Source organism: Xenorhabdus sp. BG5 (assembly GCF_015163665.1).
Lineage (GTDB): Bacteria > Pseudomonadota > Gammaproteobacteria > Enterobacterales > Enterobacteriaceae > Xenorhabdus.
This window is the reverse complement of record NZ_JADEUG010000009.1, coordinates 84787-103161: the sequence shown is the minus strand read 5'-3', so window position 1 is coordinate 103161 and position 18375 is coordinate 84787. Positions and strand designations below refer to the sequence as shown.

Here is an 18375-nt window from a genome sequence, read left to right as displayed (position 1 = left end):
AAAATAAATATTATTTAGAAATCAAAGATTCTTCATATTGTTTAGCTTTTTGCTGGTCAAATTGTTTTTCCCACTTAGCCACAACAAGTGCAGCGAGTGCATTACCGACTACATTTAATGCGGTACGAGCCATATCAAGAATCCGGTCAATACCCGCAATGAAGGCTAAACCTTCTAATGGAATGCCCACACTGCCCAGCGTTGCTAACAGAACAACGAAAGAGACCCCAGGAACGCCGGCAATTCCCTTTGAGGTAATAATCAATGTGAGGACAAGCGTAATTTCTTGCCAAAGGGATAAATCAATTCCATAGAGCTGAGCAATAAAAATGGCGGCTATACTCTGATACAGCGTTGAGCCATCAAGGTTAAATGAATAACCAATCGGAATAACAAAGCTGGTCACTGATTTTGAAGCCCCATATTGTTCCATTTTATCCATGATACGGGGTAATACGGTTTCTGAGCTGGCAGTAGAATAGGCTAACAGTAGCTCATCTTTTAGGATCTTAAAGAGTATAAAAATATTGATATTGCAGTAGCGGGCAATCAAACCAAGAATGACAATAGCAAAAAATAAAATTGCACAGTGAACCAAAATAACTAATTTTATTAATGGTAATAATGAGCTAAACCCGAAGTTAGCCACTGTTACTGAAATCAACGAAAATACCCCGATTGGAGCATACATCATGATAATATGAGTCACTCTAAACATTGTTTCAGAGAATGTTTGTAATACCGTTAATAATGGTTCTTTTTTTTCCTTCGGAAGTGATGATAAACCTAAACCAAATAATACGGCAAAGAAAATAACGGGCAACATGTCGCCACTGGACATCGCCGCAAAAATATTATCGGGTACTAATGATAGAATGGTATTAACAATACCGTGTGAATGACTTTCAACCTGCTGTGTTGTGTGTTCATATTGAGATATATCTACTTGATGGAGAGCAGACATATCAATACCTACACCAGGCTTAAACGTATTTGCCAAAAAAATGCCTACAATTATTGCAATTGTTGTGACAATCTCAAAATACAAAATTGTTTTTAAGCCTAGTTTTCCTAATTGCTTAGTATTACCAACACCGGCAATACCAACAACCAATGTTGAAATTACAATTGGAACAACAATCATCTTAATAAGCTGGATAAATATTTTCCCGGCAGGAGAAAGCACATTAACAATTATCCACTGTTTGTGTTCATTGTCATGTAAAACGGCTCCTGCAATAATTCCCAATATAAGCGCAGCTAAAATCTGCCAGCCTAACCCAAATTTAAATTTCTTTTTATTAACTGTTTCGGTCTTATTCATTAGACAACCTTATGCTTTCTTTTCTTTACTCCTCTTTCTTATACAATAACCTTGACCTAATGCACAATAAAATCTGAGATAATCTTTTAAACAATGTATAAATGATACTCGTAATCATTTAAGATGTTTATTTATCATTCAAATTAGAGCATGCTAGTGGTCATGAGAATCCATCTGACACTAACCCAGGAATAATTCCTTGGATTGATGCATCAACATTATCATTTTGGCTTCTGAGGTCAGATGATTGCTCAAGCCCTGTGTATTCATTAAAGTACGGTGAATAGTCACCTGGAAAGTTAATAATCATCTCTTTTTGCCTCTGTGCTGAAATTTGAAAACTATTGTGTATAAATACATAGCTATAAATACAGTATTTAAAAAAATTATTATTGTTGAACTAAATGATTTATTGAGTAATAAATAACATGTCATTCTGCAATATGGATTGAAAATAAAATAAAGGACAAAAAATAATTACAGCACAGCTATGGGGAGACATGACATGTTAAATCAAACCAGTAAAAAAACGGTTGAAACATTAGTTTGTTCTATCAGTATTATATTGGGTAGTACAACACTGTCTTATGCCGCAGTTATTCCACCTGGTACACAATTGGCGGAAAAACAAGAGATTGTTCGCAATAATGGTGCCGAACCTGCATCACTGGATGTCGATAAAGTTGAAGGTAATATTGCATTAAACATTATCAATGATTTTTTTGATACGTTAGTGGGAACAGATAAGCAAGGCCAGATCATACCTAAACTGGCTGCAAGCTGGGAAACTAAGGATAATAAAACGTGGATTTTCCATTTAAGGAAAGGAATCAAATGGTCTGATGGTACACCAATTACCGCTCATGATGTTGTTTTTAGCTGGCGACGGCTGACAAATCCTAAAACACTTTCTCCATATGGTAGCTATTTTGTTGATGCTTCAGTGGGTAATGCTAAAGAGATTTTAGCAGGGAAGAAAAAAGTGGAGGAACTTGGTGTTAAAGCCCTGGATGATTCGACATTGGAGGTCAGGCTAGAAAAACCGGTTGGATATTTTTTACAGATGCTGGCATTTAATATTGCGGCTCCGATTAGCGAAAAAGTCGTCGAAAAATACGGAGATAAATGGACTCAGCCGGAATTTTTTGTTTCTAGTGGCGCATTTAAATTAGCAGAGTGGAAAGTGAATGAAAAAATTGTTGGAGTAAGAAATCCTTATTATTGGGATAATAAAAATACCATTATTAATAAAGTCACTTATCTTCCACTTTCATCAGATACATCAGATTTAAACCGTTATCTGGCCGGAGAAATAGATATTACATTTACGATCCCGTTAGAATCGTTTGCCTCATTAAAGAAAAACATGAGTTCACAAGTTCATATTTCACCAATACTTAGCACATATTACTATCAGTTTAACAATAAAAAACCACTGCTTAAAGACAGTAAGATCCGACAAGCACTAAGTCTTGCTTTGGATAGAAATATTATTGCTAATAAAGTTGTTGCTCAAGGGCAAATACCTGCGTATATAATTTTACCTCCTGGCATTGGGGGTTTTAAATTTAAACAACCTGATTATGTATCATGGACACAAGCTCAACGTAATGAAAAAGCTAAACAATTATTGAATGAAGCGGGCTTTAATAAAAATAATCCCCTTAAATTTAATTTGGTTTACAACTCATCAAACTTACATAAAAAAGTTGCTATTGCTGCAACCTCGATGTGGAAAAAGAATCTCGGTGTTATTGCCAATATACAAACTGAAGAGTGGAAAGTGATGCTGGAGAACGAACATCAAGGGAAATTTGATGTCGTTAGAGGTGGATGGATTGGCGATTATAATAATCCGATGGCTTTTTTTAATATATTTACAACAAATCAAACCAATAATACTTCATTTTATTCTAATAAAGACTTCGATAATTGGATTCGTAAAGCAGGAGCAACAAATAAACAAGAAGATTTTCAACATGCACTCGATATTATGACAAGAGATACGCCTATTATTCCCATTTATTACTATGTTACTGCGATATTGGTTAAGCCTTATATTGGTGGCTATTACGCTGATCTTTTGGGAAGAATATCAACGAAAGATCTTTATGTTATTAAGCACTAAATTAAAGAGCCTGCTTAAGCAGGCTCTTCATAATCTATTGTAGTGCTTTACGAGCAGCCAGGGCTAAAAACCCACTGCGGCTACCATATTCGGGATGTTGTTTAACTTTCGCATCAATGCGATTGATTAAACGCAATGGCAGCGTAATATTAATCCGCTCTATTTTGTCTTCGAACTGGCTCATATCAACAGGAATTAAAAGCCATTGCCCATTTTTGTATTCATCGGCTTTTTCTGTAAGGTGTTGTTGCATGGCTTTTGGAAATGGGAATTCCAAGTTTTGTTCTTTCATTAACTCGAAATGTGCATTGATCGCAGATTGTGCATCAGAATGTGCTTTTTCAAGTGTGTCACCAGCAAAGATGCACCCTGCAACGTCAGGAAACCAGCCACTGGCATTACCATCTTGATCTATTTCGACAAATGCTGGATATAACATAATCTTATTCCATTTTTATTTACAGGCTTTTTCTGGGTACTTCGTCATCCATTAACTGGATTGTTTGAGTTTTGCATCTTTCAGAATCTTGCTAAGAGTTCCTGGTTTGATGTCTCTACGTGGATGAGGAACTGTTCAAGCAGCCTCCTTTCCACTTTAAATATTATATACACACTATACACATTTATCAAACGGTTGTTATTACTTGATTTCTATGTTTAAACTCGAAATTCTGCGGCTAATTGACTGAAACCTAAGCCATTCTTTTTTTCCACTTTTATTTGAACAGGAATTCGCTCTTTTAATGCTTCTACATGGCTAATGACTCCGATAGTTTTTCCTGATGCGTTAAGGTGGTCCAGTGCATCCAAAGCGATATCCAGGGTTTCAGGATCAAGCGTGCCAAACCCTTCATCAAGGAACAGGGATTCTATTTGTGTCTTGTTACTCACCAGATCAGACAAGGCGAGTGCAAGCGCCAGGCTGACAAGAAAACTTTCTCCTCCAGAAAGCGTTTTGGTATCTCTCATGGCTTCTGCTTGCCAGGTGTCAACGACTTGTAATTCTAGCCCGCTGTCATCTTTGCGTTGCAAGTAGTAACGCCCATGTAATTTTTCCAAGCGGATATTTGCCAGATGTACGAGATGATCCAATGTCAGACCTTGAGCAAAACGGCGGAATTTAGCGCCATCGGCAGAGCCAATGAGATTATTAAGATAACTCCAGTCATCATATGTTTGTTGTAAGCGTGCGATCTGTGCCAGTAACTCTTGTTGGTGTTGGCGGCGAATTGCATCACTGTTCAATAGGGTTCTGGCTTCACCTTGTTGCTGGTTGTTGTGTTTCAACTGAGCCGTAACGTCAGTCAATATGGCGGATAATTGTTGAGGTTCATACTGGTTAAGCAATTGCGGCTGTGTTTCCGTATGTCGTTGTAAAGTTACTTCTGATTCATGATGGCGTGTTTGGGCTTGCAATTGTTGCTGTTCAAGTTTTTCTTGTAATTGTTGTAATTTTTCCCGTTGTGCCGGTTCCAGTAAGGCACGTTCAAAGGATGATTGATCGGCAAAGCCTTGTTGTTCTAAACCTGTTTGGAAATGGCTGGCAGCAAGTTTGTAGTTTGCTTCGGCGGCAGTGTAGCTTTTTTCTATTTCACTGGCAGCACCAGTTAATTGGCTCATTTTGTTTTGTAATGTTTGCAGATGGAAAATGGCCTGTTTGTGGCTTGTTTCCAGTTCATTAGTTTTTTGCTGCAAAGCCTGACGAACGGTAATGATAGATTGGTCACCAAATAAACGATGACGTTCCAGGCGTGTTTGTTCCAATAACTGTATTTGTTGTTTCTGCTGTTCATTCAAAGCATGAAGCTGAGTGGAGAGCTTATTTTTTTGTTTGTCTAGTTCACCCAGTTTGCTTTGCAAGGCTGCTTGTTCTTTTTGTAGTTGCTGCCCTTTTTTTTGTGAATCGTGGTAGTGTTTTAATTCCTGTTCACGCTGTTGCAGCCAGTTTTCTGTTTCATGAGGGGCAGGGAGTGTGAAAGGTGTTGGTTGTAATTCCGTGTTTAACTGTTGTGCAGTCGCTGTGTAGTCAGCTTCTATTTGTTGAGCTTCTGCCGTCTTTTCTGCTAATTGTTTTTGGGCTGAATCCTGTTTGAACTTTTCCAATTCAATATTCTTTTTACAAGCCAGGTATTGCTCCCGGCTGGCAGCAAGTGCTTTTTCGGCCGTTTGATGGTTTTTCTCTGCCTGTAAGATTGTTGCCTGTTGAGCCTGATATTGGTGATAGGCAGATTGTCGCTGACTGATAAAATGCTTAACTTTATCTGCATCTATCGGTAATTCTGTAGCCTGTAACTGCTGGCAATGGTGTTTCCATTGTTTAATCAATACCGTCGATCTAGCACTGTATTGTGCAATATTTTGCTGCAATTGTTCGCAGTGCTGTTGTTGAAGCTGCTGTTTCTGCTGTAAGGCTGTACGATTTTCTTGCAGTTGATCAATCTGTTGGCGCAGGTTTTTTAAGCGCTCTTCTGAATGTGGTAGAGCAATATTCTGGTATTCGTTAATTAAAGGATGGTGAGTTGAACCACAAAGTGGGCAAGATTCCCCTGCTTTTAATTGTGCCCGTTCTTTTTCCAGGCTGACTATTTGTTGCTCCAAACGCATTCGATTGGAGAGATCGTCATAATGTTGCTGCTTATCTGCCAACTGTTGATTGAGGATTGCGATCTGATCAGGTAAGGCTTTTACCAATGCTTGAGATTGGATCAAGTGGCTTTGGTCGGCTGAGATCGCGGTTTGTAACTGCTGAAATTGAGGAAGCAAGATCTCCAGTTGGTTCTGTGATACCAATTGTTTCTGATAATTGTCTAAATTTTTCTGCAATTGTTCCAATGGATGCTTTTGTTGCAAAGTTGTGAGTTGATTTGCAGCAACGGCAAGGTTGTTGTGCAGTATTCGGCTCTGTTCATGTTGTTGAGCTAACTCTGCATTCAAGGTATGTAAATAATCGGTTGTCTGGGCAAGCTCTGAGCCAATTTGTTGGGTGCTTTGGGTAAGCTGATCTACTTTTTCTTGTCGTTCTTTCTGGCGAGTGAATAGCTGTTTCCATTCAGGCAGTTTGCTGTCCAAATTGCAGTAATAAGGATGCTGCTCATAGTAGGACTCCAATGCCTTTTGTTCACTATTTAGGGTTACCGTTCGATCCTGTGTAGCTTGGTATTGGGATAAAATCTCTGTGAGATCGCGGCCTTGCCCTGCAATCTCTTGTTCAAGTTTCAGTAGATCTTTAGATTGAGTTTCAATTGTATGATCGAGCGGCATAATTTGCTCTGAGATGAGCTTTTCTTGCTGATTTTGCTGCTGTTGATGCGCTTCCTGCTTTTTCTCCAACTGTGCCAGTTGCTGTTCGGCAGGTTGCAGCATTGTCAGTTGCTGTTGGCGTTCATGCGCTATTTTTGTGCGTTGTTCCACGATCCGCCGTTTTTCATGAGTGGCTCGGTTTTGTTCATCCCATAATGGGCGGATTTTCTCTGCTGGTTCTCCGGCAGCAAGTTGTTGCAATTGAGGTTGTGCTTCTTGAATTTCTTGTTCAGTTTGTTGTAAAAGTGAAGCACTGCTGGTCAGTGATTGCTGTAGCTCATCCTGTCGCAAAAGCCACTGCTCTGCTGTTTGTAATGCTTTCATTTGTTGGCTGAGTTGGTTTTCTTCTGCAATAAGCTGTTGTTGCTGGTTTTTGTATGTCTGTTGTTGTTCTGCCGTGAGTAATTCAATGGAAGAGGCTTTGGCTTGTTGGATATTCAGCTCAGATTGTATCTCTTTATGGCGTTGATAAATTTCCTGGGACAGGATGCCGTAAATTTCTGTACCGGTTAGCTCTTCCAGTAGATCGGCCCTGTCTTTATCCTGTGCATTTAAAAATGCAGCAAAATTTCCCTGTGACAAAAGCATGGATTTAGTAAAACGGCTAAAATCCAGCCCAGTTATTTCGGCAATTTTTTCTTTTTTCTCTGGAATTTTATCAGCCAGGATTTTTCCCTCTTTTTTGAGAGCCAATTCTCCTTTTGGGGGTTGGAGTTTGCCATTTGCCTGGTTGCGGGCACGGCGCTGACTCCAAAATGCCCGATAAGCAATGCCTTTGACTTCAAATTCTACTTCAGCAAGGCACTCTGCGGTATGACGGGTCATTAATTCATTTTGTGAGGCTGAAATGGTGTTGAGCCTTGGCGTCTCATGATAAAGGGCGAGGCAAATGGCATCCAATAAGGAGGTTTTTCCTGCACCCGTTGGGCCGATAATGGCAAACAATCCATTACTGGCAAGTGGTTCTGCCGTAAAGTCAATTTTCCATTCACCTTGCAGGGAATTGATATTTTTCAGCCGTAAGCTAAGAATTTTCATGACGGGTTCTCTTCAGATTATTGCTGAGAAATATCATCCAGCGTTTGTTTAAACAGGGTAGTTAGGCGTTGTTTTTGCGCGGGATCGTCGATTTCAGCCAGTGCTAAACGACGTTCAAAGACCTCATTGATGCTCAGTTCAGTAAGTGTTTCTTTATTTTGTGCAGACAGTGACAGTTGGCGAGCGCTTTTGCTGCGGCGTAGCAAGATAATTTCAACAGGCAGGCCTTCACTTAGGGCTTGAATGCGTTTTTGGATATCGGGCAGGTAATCCTGGGTTGCGACTTCAATATCCAGCCAAACCGGGCGCTTTCCTTGATATTCCTTGAAAAAGTGTAATTGCTCTTCGATTTGTTTCAAATTACCACGAATAAACTGCATAGGCTGATAATGTGGGATCGGTAACAGTGTGATGTTATCGAGTTTGCCTGATTTAAAGTCCACTAAGCAGACACTTTTCTCCTGTCCCACTTCATCAAAACTGAGTGGGATAGGGGAACCGCTGTAGCGGATATGCTCTGATTTACCGATGACTTGCGGGCGGTGGATATGCCCCAGTGCAATATAGTCAGCAGGAGGAAATGACTGTGCGGGGAAAGCCTCTAATGTGCCAATGTAAATATCGCGAACGGAATCCGTAGTGGAAGCGCCTACCGTAGTGAGGTGACCAGTGGCGATAATCGGTAATGGCTGGCCGAACTGTTCTCGTAATGCACAGGCTTGCTGGTAGAGTCTGTGGTAGTGTTCGGTGATAGCATCCTGTAGCGCCTGTTGTTTTTGTGCGCCAGATTGCCCCGCCTGGCTGGTGATGATATCCCGTGGACGCAGATAGGGAATGGCACAGAGAATTGCTCCTGCAAGACCCTCTCTGTTATTCAGGATCTTTATCTGCTGTGTTATATCTTCGATTTCAGCATGGGCAATCACAGTCGTATTCAGGTAAGAGAGAAGGGATTTTGATTCGTTGAGTGTGGCAACGGAATCATGGTTTCCACCGAGAATGACAAGTTGGCAGCCTGTGGGCTGTAGTGCCACAATAAATTGATTATAAAGTTCACGTGCATAGCTGGGAGGAGAACCGGTATCAAAAATATCGCCAGCAATAATCAGCGCGTCAACCTGATGCTGCACGATTTTTTCAATCAGCCACTGCAAAAAGTGTTTATGTTCAGCGGCACGGCTTTTAGTAAAGAAATATTGGCCAAGATGCCAGTCAGATGTGTGAATAATTCTCATGATTTTCCCGCCGTTGCCCGAATGTTTTTCTTACCTGTGACTTCTTATCTGTTGCAGGGGCTAATTATAATGGCAGCGTGAGGAATGTCCTGTGCAATTCGACATCCTTTACTGAATTTTCGAGCGACTTCGCATCCATAGTGAAATATAACAAAGGTGCAAGATTTTCTTTGCGAACCAGTTTGACTCTTGATGATTGAGAAATAAAGAATTTCATAAAAGTGTCATAAAATTGACTCATAATATTTGCAGTAAAAGCCGCTAACCTTAATGATATTAACGGGATTAACCATGGTTAAACGCATTTTGGTAGTTGAAGATGAAGTGCCGATTCGTGAAATGGTTTGTTTTGCATTGGAACAAAACGGTTATGAAGCCATTGAAGCCGAAGATTACGATACAGCAATAAGACGTTTGTCTGAACCTTATCCTGATTTGGTATTATTGGACTGGATGCTGCCAGGCGGTTCCGGGATACAACTTATCCGGCAAATGAAGCGGGATAATAACGCGAAGGCGATCCCTGTCATTATGGTCACGGCTCGGGTGGAAGAAGAAGATCGGGTACGTGGTTTAGATGTCGGTGCAGATGACTATATCACGAAGCCTTTTTCACCTAAGGAATTGATTGCCAGGGTTAAGGCTGTTTTGCGTCGCATTTCACCTATAGAGTCGGAAGACATTATTGATATGGATGGATTGATTCTGGATCCATCATCCCACCGCGTTTCCAGTCATGGACAAGATTTGGATATGGGGCCAACTGAATTCAAACTTCTCCACTTTTTTATGACTCATTCTGAGCGTGTTTATAGTCGTGAACAGCTACTCAACTATGTGTGGGGAACAAATGTTTATGTGGAAGATCGTACGGTTGATGTGCATATTCGACGCTTGCGTAAGGTGTTAGAGATAGGGGGTCACGCCAGGATGGTACAGACGGTGCGTGGTACAGGTTATCGCTTTTCTACCCGCTATTAACTGTTTGGAGTAAGGTCGCGTGCTTGAGCGTTTATCTTGGAAAAAGTTAGTATGGGGACTTGTGCTTTTTTGCTTGCCCGCTGTCATTTTGTCTTTTTTTATCGGTCAATTGGCATGGCTGCTGGTTATCGCGCTATTTTTGGCTCTGATATGGCATGGCTATAATTTGCTGAAATTATCCGATTGGTTATGGCTGGATCGCAATATGTTACCGCCAGCTGGTCGTGGCGGCTGGGAACCTATCTTTTATGGTATTTATCAGTTGCAGCAACGCAATCGCAAACGACGTCGTGAACTCGCATTACTCATCAAGCGCTTTCGTAGTGGGGCTGAATCGTTGCCGGATGCCATTGTGATAATGACCACGGAGGGCAATATTTTTTGGTGTAATCGTCTGGCACAGCATTTACTTGGGTTCCGCTGGCCTGACGACAATGGTCAGCATATTTTCAACTTGCTTCGCTATCCTGATTTTAGCCGTTATATTACCGCGAATGATTTTTCCCACCCTCTGTCCATCGAATTGAATAATGGCAATATGATGGAGTTCCGCATTATGCCTTATTCTGAGAAACAATTATTGATGGTCGCGCGCGACATCACCCAAAAACGGCAATTGGAAAATGCCAGACAGGATTTTTTTGCCAATGTGAGTCATGAACTCAAAACCCCTCTTACTGTACTGCAAGGTTATCTGGAAATGATGGAAGATCAGGCGTTCGACAATAAAGTGAACCCAAAGATTATCGGTACGATGCGGGAGCAAATACGAAGGATGGATGGTTTGGTGCAACAACTGCTGCATCTTTCCAAAATTGAAGGGGGGCCACAAGTGAACATAAATGAAGTCGTGGATGTTCCCAACATATTGAAAACATTGCAACGGGAAGCGTTAACCTTGGGAAATGGACAGTATGATATTGTGTTTGATATTGATGAAAAGCTGAAAGTGTTTGGTAATGAAGAACAACTACGCAGTGCAATGTCCAACCTTGTTTATAATGCCATTAGACATACTCCTCCGGGTACAAGGATTGAAGTGAATTGGCAAAATATTTCCCAAGGCGCACTGTTCAAAGTGAAAGACAATGGCGGTGGGATTAGCGTGGAACATTTACCACGTCTGACAGAACGTTTTTATCGCGTCGATCGGGCCCGTTCACGTCAAACTGGGGGGAATGGGTTAGGTTTGGCGATAGTGAAACATGCATTGCATCACCACAATACTCATCTTGATATTGTAAGTACTTTAGGGAAGGGCTCAGTTTTTAGCTTTTTATTGGCGCCTCGGCTTATTGCCACTGCCAAAAACAATTTTGTAAGAACATGATTTATTAATTAGCATGAACAAAAAATGCGCACGAACAGAAAATGAACAAATCATATAGTGTGTATTCAATGATAGGTAACAATAATAACTGATTTTAAAAACCACTTCAGAACATTGTTCTGGTTTTTGGTTTTACACTTGCCTTTTAGCGCTATAAAAGTTTTACTTGGGGGCAGTTATTGGCGATTCTAGCTGTTATTACTACTATCATTCTGTATCTTGCGATTATCAGTGAATATTATATCGATCACTGACTGTTAAATCAGAATTCGGTCTCGCCAGTGAAAATTCAAGTGCTTGCGATAGTGAATGTCGCAGATGCATCTCTTTTGACAATAATACATTAACAATCATTATGGCATACCGTTTATCATCTAAAGATATTTGGGCATTAGGTTTTATGACCTTTGCCTTGTTTGTTGGTGCGGGAAATATTATTTTTCCGCCTATGGTTGGCTTGCAGGCAGGAGAGAACGTTTGGATCTCAGCAGCCGGCTTTTTGCTAACCGCTGTTGGCTTGCCAGTCATTACCGTCATCGCGTTGGCAAAAGTGGGTGGGGGCATTGAAGCACTCAGCATACCGATTGGAAAAACTGCGGGTCTGATTCTGGCAACTGTCTGCTATTTAGCTGTCGGCCCCCTGTTTGCAACTCCCAGGACTGCAACGGTTTCTTTTGAAGTGGGTATTGCACCACTTACTGGAACCGGTGATCTTCCTCTATTTATCTATAGTGTGCTCTATTTTGCACTCGTGGTGCTGATTTCGTTGTATCCGGGCAAACTACTGGATAGTGTTGGCCATATATTGGCTCCAATCAAAATCGTAGCGTTAGCCATTTTGGGAATTGCGGCGGTGTTGTGGCCAGCAGGTGGCCCTGTTCCTGCTATTGAAACTTATCGGGAAATTCCGTTCTCAAATGGCTTTGTCAATGGCTATTTGACAATGGATACACTGGCTGCAATGGTATTCGGTATTGTTATTGTTAACGCTGCCCGTTCCAGAGGGGTTGCGGCTTCTTCCCTGTTGACACGCTATGCTATGTGGGCTGGCGTGATTGCCGGTCTTGGCTTGACGCTGGTGTACCTCTCTTTGTTCAAACTTGGGGAAGGCAGTGGCACATTAGTGCCTACCGCAGATAATGGGGCTGCGATTTTGCACGCCTATGTCCAAAGCATTTTTGGTAACTACGGCAGTTTCTTCCTCGCGGTATTGATTTTCGTTGCTTGTATGGTGACTGCTGTTGGCTTGACGTGTGCTTGCTCTGAGTTTTTCAGCCGTTATTTGCCATTATCCTATCGTACTCTGGTGCTGATTTTAGGCACATTCTCCATGTTGGTTTCTAACATGGGCTTAAGCCATTTGATTAAGTTCTCACTTCCCGTACTGACTGCCATTTATCCTCCCTGTATCGTGCTGATATTACTGAGCTTTACAATCCATTGGTGGAATAACTGCACACGTATTTTGGCTCCTGCCATGTCTATTAGTTTGCTGTTTGGGGTTTTGGATGCCATAAAAGTTTCTGAGTACTTCACCCATTTACTGCCTAAGTGGGCGAAGCATCTGCCATTAGCGGATCAAGGTTTGGCTTGGTTACTGCCTACTGTGCTGGCGATTGTTGTATGCGCTATTTATGACCGCGTCGTAGGAGGCGTCGTAAAGCTCCCAAAGTATGAAGTGCAGCCTGAAGAGAAGTAGGAATGAAGTCTGTTCATGATAAACATGGATAAGTGATGTTATAAGATGATAAAGGTGAGCTGCTGAAAACAGCCCACCTTTTTTGTTGATTTGTGCTGGATTAATAACCAATGGCGGCACCAGCAGGTCGCCGTGCATCGTTGGCACCGTAGATGTAGCCTTCACGAACAATACCTGATACGGCTGAATCGTTGCCTGAGGATTGTGGCGTCACACCAGCGGCACCCGGCAATCCAATCATAATTAATTCTGCTGCTCCCCAAGGGGTCTGTTCCACCATTTTGTAGCCCATTTTTTCCAGTAAGTTTAAGGTGTCTTTCGATAAGCCACGTTGCTCATAATAGACTTCGTCAGGTAACCACTGATGGTGGATCCGTGGGCTATTGACGGCTTCTTGTGGCGGCATATTGAATTCGATGATATTCAGTGCAGTTTGTAAAGTGATGGAGATAATGCGTGAGCCTCCCGGAGAGCCTAAAACCAGAAAGATTTTATTATCCTTGGTCACGAGGGTTGGACTCATTGATGATAGTGGGCGCTTACCAGGGGCGATTGAGTTGGTTGCTCCTTGCACTAGTCCATACAGGTTTTTCGCACCAACTTTAGTTGTGAAGTCATCCATTTCATCGTTGAGGAAAAAACCAGTTCCTGGTGCAATCACCCCAGCACCAAAGCGTCCATTGATGGTGTAAGTTGTTGATACCGCGTTTCCTTCTTTATCTACCACGGAATAGTGGGTCGTTTCCGGTTTTTCATGGGGACCAATGCCTGGCTGAATATTTACCGATGGAGTGGCTTTATTGGGCTGAATCTCTTTTCTGATCGATTCGGCGTAACTTTTACTCAACAGTCGATCAAGCGGGTTGTTGATAAAGGCGGGATCGCCCAGATAGGTATTTCTATCCATATAGGCGTGGCGCATGGCTTCTGTCAATGTATGAATATAAGCAGCGGAATTGAATCCCATAGACTTAAGGTCGTAGCCTTCAATGATGTTTAATATCTCGCATAATGTCACTCCGCCAGAGCTGGGAGGTGGAGAAGAGATAAACTTGTAGCCTCGATAGCTACAGGTGACGGGGGTTGTCTCTGTGATGTGGTAATTGGCGAAATCCGCCGCGGTAATAATTCCGCCTGATTTTTTTGATGCTTCTGCAACTAATTGGGGAATTTTGCCGTGATAAAAAGCATCAGGCCCATGTTTGGCAATCATTTCCAGCGTGTTGGCTAAATCGGTTTGGATGAGCCTGTCCCCTGGTTCGAACGGCGTGCCATTCTTGCGCAGGAAAATACGGGCAGCTTCTGGATCTTGAGCGAAACGCTTAACTGTGGTGTTCAGAATATCGGTATCGCCACGGGTCAGTATATAGCCTTCGCGCGCCAGTTTGATAGCGGGTGCCATGACTTGTTCACGAGTTAATGTGCCGTACTTTTTCAATGCCGCTTCAAATCCCATGACTGTGCCTGGTACAGCAATCGCTTTATAACCATACAAGCTGGCACCTTTGATAACTTTTCCATCTTTATCCAAATACATATCAGCGTTAGCGGCGGCAGGGGCTGTTTCACGGAAATTGATGAAAGTATCTTTTCCATTAGCGAGATGGATGGTCATAAAGCCACCACCACCAATATTGCCGCAGCAGGGATTCACCACGGCCTGAGCATATCCGACGGCAACAGCGGCATCAATGGCGTTCCCACCCATTTTGAGAATATCGATGCCAGCTTGTGAAGCAAGGCGTTGTGAGCTGACAACCATGCCTTGTTTAGCTTCAACAGCCGGCTCAGTGGCAGAATAAAGAGGAGTAGAAATAAGCAGGGATACAGCGATAAGGGGTATTTTCCATGCTTTGAACATGTGTTGTTCTCCTGAGGATAGGTCAACTGTTAATTGATTTGACGTTTTGTGGTATTTTTGTTGCGAATACGCAATTTACCTTATCTAAAGCTCAGGATTTTTGAAAGTAAAAAACCAGCCGATAGGCGGCTGGTTTGGAATGCTTCATAACATAAAGTTATGAACAGATTGAATCCTAACGGGATTACAGTTTGTCAGCGTTTTTGGTCAGGTATTTTGCGACGCCTTCAGGTGAAGCGCCCATACCTTCCTGGCCTTTCTCCCACTGTGCAGGGCAAACTTCACCGTGCTCTTCATGGAATTGCAGAGCGTCAACCATACGCAGCATTTCATCGATGTTACGGCCCAGTGGCAGATCGTTAACGACTTGATGGCGAACAACACCATTTTTGTCAATCAAGAAAGAACCACGCAGAGCAACGCCAGCTTCTGGGTGCTCAATGCCGTAAGCTTTCATGATGTCACGTTTGATGTCAGCAACCATTGGATATTTGACTTCGCCGATGCCACCTTCGCTGATTGAAGTTTTACGCCATGCGTTGTGAACGAATTCAGAGTCGAAGGAGACACCAACAACTTCAACACCACGTTTCTGGAATTCTTCATAGCGATGATCGAAAGCAATCAGCTCAGAAGGGCAGACGAAAGTGAAATCCATTGGCCAGAAGAAAATAACAGCAGCACGGCCATTCAGGTGTTTTTTCAGATTGAAGTTATTAACAATTTCACCGTTACCGAGAACTGCGGCAGCTGTAAAGTCAGGGGCTTGGCGGGTTACTAAAACCATAATTGACTCCTGTGATTTTAAAAGGTGTTATGTAAAAATGGGTTACAGCATAAGGAATTAGGGTATAGCAATAAAGGATAAAATACCAATCGCTATAATAGGTTTTGCCTATTAATAAGTTATTTTTAATTCCTTTTAGACTACATAAGATAAAACTATTTATGAAAAGTTCAAGATAGTTGCTACTCAAGTAGATGCTTATTTGTTGCTAGTGCCATCATTTCTGGATAGAACTGGAAAAATAGTGCTTCAAAATCAAAGTAATGATTTTCTATATCCTGATACGATCCTGCCAATGCGGATAATTTTGGGCGCCTGCGTGCCATGCTCTGCAAGACATTGGCGATGCATGACATATCGGTATAACGGATGAATAAGTTTTGTGACCAGAGGTAGTTGTTCAGTTCCTGAAATTTTTCAGGGGTTGAAGCGAGATGAGGCTCTATAGTGTTGCGGGCAAGATTGACAAATTCGACCAGGGAGTATTTTTTTTCAAATTTGTCCCAATGCCGAGAAAGAAAATGATCCCAGATGATATCAAGGGTAATGGGGGCAACGCGCCGATATTCGGGGCGAAATAATTTGCGAGCTTTCAGGACAAGTGGATGCTTGTCCGTCAGGCTGTCTACCCGACGGTGCATACGGATACCCGCTACAATATCAGAACGGAATGCGCCTTCTGGTGAGCCGCGGATGAAATCCGCCATCAAATTTCCCAGTAAGGAACTTTCCGCTAATGCAGCTAAATGAAGGTGTGCGAGAAAATTCATAGCGAGAGTATACCGTAAAGAGTGCACCGTAAATAGTTAAACCCGATGCTTCTTTGTTGCACCCTTACGCTTGCAGCACTAGACTAGTCCGCCTGTTTTTTTGAATGATACAGATAAAATGCGTGTCGCTGATTTTACATTTGAACTGCCAGAAGAGCTGATTGCTCACTATCCCCAGCCACAGCGAAGTGCTTGCCGCCTGCTTTCCCTTGATGGTGAAACAGGCAAGCTGGCACACGGTGTTTTTACTGATGTGCTGGATAAGCTGGAAGCCGGTGATCTATTAGTTTTCAATAATACCCGCGTTATCCCCGCGCGCCTGTTTGGCCGTAAAGCGACGGGGGGAAAGTTGGAAGTTTTAGTCGAAAGGATGTTGGATAATAAGCGAGTGCTTGCTCACGTTCGTGCTTCCAAGGCACCGAAAGAAGGTGCTGAACTTATCCTCGGTGAAGCGGAGAACATTAAGGCAACGATGCTGGCGCGTCATGATACGTTGTTTGAAATCCGTTTTGATGATGAGCGTGATGTGTTGACTATTTTGGAGCAGATTGGTCATATGCCTTTGCCGCCTTATATCGCTCGTCCTGATGAAGATGCGGATCGTGAATTGTACCAGACAGTCTACAGTGAACGTCCAGGAGCCGTGGCTGCACCGACTGCCGGATTACATTTTGATGAACCTCTTTTGGCTGCCTTGCGAGAAAAAGGCATTGAAATGGCCTTTGTCACCCTGCACGTTGGTGCCGGCACTTTTCAGCCTGTGCGAGTGGAAACCATCGAAGATCATGTGATGCATGCCGAATATGCAGAAGTGCCACAGGATGTCGTGGATGCTGTACTGGCATGTAAAGCGCGTGGTAATCGGGTGATTGCTGTAGGAACAACATCGGTTCGTTCACTGGAAAGTGCCGCAAGAGCTTGTCAGGATGGGATTATTGCGCCATTTTGTGATGATACCCAAATCTTTATCTATCCTGGGTTTGAATATCAGGTTGTAGATGCACTGATCACCAATTTCCATCTGCCAGAATCCACACTTATCATGCTGGTTTCTGCGTTTGCCGGTTATAAGAATACCATGAACGCCTACAAAGAAGCGGTAGCAAAAGAATATCGCTTTTTTAGTTATGGTGATGCAATGTTTATTAATCGCAATAAAATGGCCGCAAAAGAACGGATATCAGAAGAGTGAGTACCGCAAGAAACGGTGCTGATATAGATTAAATGCTTTGCAATAAAAGATTTTAAAATCAAAATACTTTTCATTTCGGCTTCGCTGATTTGAATGGCGTCTAAACATAGCATCAGACTGTTTTTCTGATGTCTTGGAGAAAATGGCTGATTAATGACATTTAAATAACATTTAAAATCAGCCAGTTACTAGCCTTAAGTGCTGTTGCTGGCTGTCATAATTATCGGGCTGTGTCAAAAATGTGACAGCACCGCTATATTTGGCTAAATATCCACCACTTAGGTGTGCGTATTTATTGACCATTTCCAATTTCTCCCATCCTCCCATTTCTTTCAGAACCATCAGAGGCGTCCCGTCTTGAACATGCCAGCTCGCCCATGTGTGTCTCAGGTCGTGAAATCTGAAATTATCAATTCCTTATTTTCACGCGATGCTCGACTTTCGAGGTGAGTTGAAATGACATAGCCAGACCTTTATAACTTTAAGTGACCAAACTGAGGGAAATAAAGGAACAAAAGGCTATGTCACAGCAAGATTTTATCGTTTGGGTGTTTTGTTGGGTAGATGAAACTGGCGTGGTAACGGGGTTTACGCTGACGCCCACCAATGTCAGTGAGCGTGAAGCGACCTGGGATGTGATCGGCTCGATAAAAGGCTATTTTCTCGGTGATAAAGGGTATTTATGTGTTGAATTTAAACAGGAAATAAGAACGCAGGCATCGAAATGATA

General features: G+C 42.3%; 13 protein-coding genes and 2 pseudogenes. 6 read left to right on the top strand and 9 right to left on the bottom strand.

Features of this window, described 5'->3' with window-relative positions; all coding sequences use genetic code 11:
- Positions 1-10: 10 nt before the first annotated feature.
- Entirely contained in the window at positions 11-1324 is a 1314-nt protein-coding gene (gene gltP, locus IQ209_RS07005) for a glutamate/aspartate:proton symporter GltP (protein ID WP_193850270.1), read from the bottom strand.
- A 505-nt stretch (positions 1325-1829) separates the two neighbouring features.
- Here gltP and IQ209_RS07000 point away from each other — a divergent pair.
- Entirely contained in the window at positions 1830-3452 is a 1623-nt protein-coding gene (locus IQ209_RS07000) for an ABC transporter substrate-binding protein (RefSeq protein WP_193850268.1), read from the top strand.
- Between the two features lie 34 nt (positions 3453-3486).
- Here IQ209_RS07000 and IQ209_RS06995 read toward each other — a convergent pair whose 3' ends face one another.
- The 4 genes and pseudogenes from IQ209_RS06995 to sbcD form a co-directional block, all read right to left on the bottom strand.
- Entirely contained in the window at positions 3487-3891 is a 405-nt protein-coding gene (locus tag IQ209_RS06995; RefSeq protein ID WP_193850266.1) for a type II toxin-antitoxin system HicB family antitoxin, read from the bottom strand.
- Between the two features lie 51 nt (positions 3892-3942).
- Positions 3943-4020, bottom strand: a pseudogene (locus IQ209_RS18665) (toxin HicA); the annotation flags it as partial.
- Between the two features lie 89 nt (positions 4021-4109).
- Positions 4110-7790 carry an AAA family ATPase gene (locus tag IQ209_RS06990; protein ID WP_193850263.1) on the bottom strand — a complete coding sequence of 1227 codons (3681 nt, stop codon included), beginning with the start codon at positions 7788-7790 and terminating at the stop codon, positions 4110-4112.
- A 17-nt stretch (positions 7791-7807) separates the two neighbouring features.
- Positions 7808-9025 (bottom strand): exonuclease subunit SbcD, encoded by a 1218-nt coding sequence (gene sbcD / locus IQ209_RS06985; protein WP_193850261.1) that lies wholly within the window; start codon positions 9023-9025, stop codon positions 7808-7810.
- A 291-nt stretch (positions 9026-9316) separates the two neighbouring features.
- On the opposite strand from sbcD, the gene phoB reads away from it, so the two are divergent.
- From phoB to brnQ, 3 genes are all read left to right on the top strand, one after another.
- Positions 9317-10006: a phosphate regulon transcriptional regulator PhoB gene (gene phoB / locus IQ209_RS06980; RefSeq protein ID WP_193850259.1), complete on the top strand. Its 690-nt coding sequence runs from the start codon at positions 9317-9319 to the stop codon at positions 10004-10006.
- 19 nt (positions 10007-10025) lie between these two features.
- The gene (gene phoR / locus IQ209_RS06975) at positions 10026-11336 is read left to right on the top strand and encodes a phosphate regulon sensor histidine kinase PhoR (protein ID WP_193850256.1); all 1311 of its coding nucleotides are present in this window, start codon (positions 10026-10028) and stop codon (positions 11334-11336) included.
- 355 nt (positions 11337-11691) lie between these two features.
- Positions 11692-13035 (top strand): branched-chain amino acid transport system II carrier protein, encoded by a 1344-nt coding sequence (brnQ, locus tag IQ209_RS06970; protein ID WP_193850254.1) that lies wholly within the window; start codon positions 11692-11694, stop codon positions 13033-13035.
- A gap of 100 nt (positions 13036-13135) precedes the next feature.
- On the opposite strand, the gene ggt is transcribed toward brnQ, so the two are convergent.
- From ggt to IQ209_RS06955, 3 genes are all read right to left on the bottom strand, one after another.
- Positions 13136-14896, bottom strand: a complete 1761-nt coding sequence (gene ggt, locus IQ209_RS06965) for a gamma-glutamyltransferase (protein WP_193850252.1) — start codon at positions 14894-14896, stop codon at positions 13136-13138.
- Between the two features lie 184 nt (positions 14897-15080).
- Entirely contained in the window at positions 15081-15683 is a 603-nt protein-coding gene (locus IQ209_RS06960) for a peroxiredoxin C (protein WP_193850250.1), read from the bottom strand.
- A 182-nt stretch (positions 15684-15865) separates the two neighbouring features.
- Positions 15866-16453, bottom strand: coding sequence for an ACP phosphodiesterase (locus tag IQ209_RS06955; RefSeq protein WP_193850248.1), 588 nt, complete (start codon positions 16451-16453; stop codon positions 15866-15868).
- Between the two features lie 118 nt (positions 16454-16571).
- Here IQ209_RS06955 and queA point away from each other — a divergent pair, with 118 nt between their 5' ends.
- Positions 16572-17645: a tRNA preQ1(34) S-adenosylmethionine ribosyltransferase-isomerase QueA gene (gene queA, locus IQ209_RS06950; protein WP_193850246.1), complete on the top strand. Its 1074-nt coding sequence runs from the start codon at positions 16572-16574 to the stop codon at positions 17643-17645.
- A 272-nt stretch (positions 17646-17917) separates the two neighbouring features.
- Here the strand turns inward: queA and IQ209_RS18745 are convergent.
- A pseudogene (locus IQ209_RS18745) lies at positions 17918-18062 on the bottom strand (tyrosine-type recombinase/integrase); the annotation flags it as partial.
- A gap of 104 nt (positions 18063-18166) precedes the next feature.
- Between IQ209_RS18745 and IQ209_RS18260 the strand changes: the two are divergent.
- Positions 18167-18373, top strand: a complete 207-nt coding sequence (locus IQ209_RS18260) for a hypothetical protein (RefSeq protein ID WP_228005754.1) — start codon at positions 18167-18169, stop codon at positions 18371-18373.
- Positions 18374-18375 lie beyond the last annotated feature (2 nt).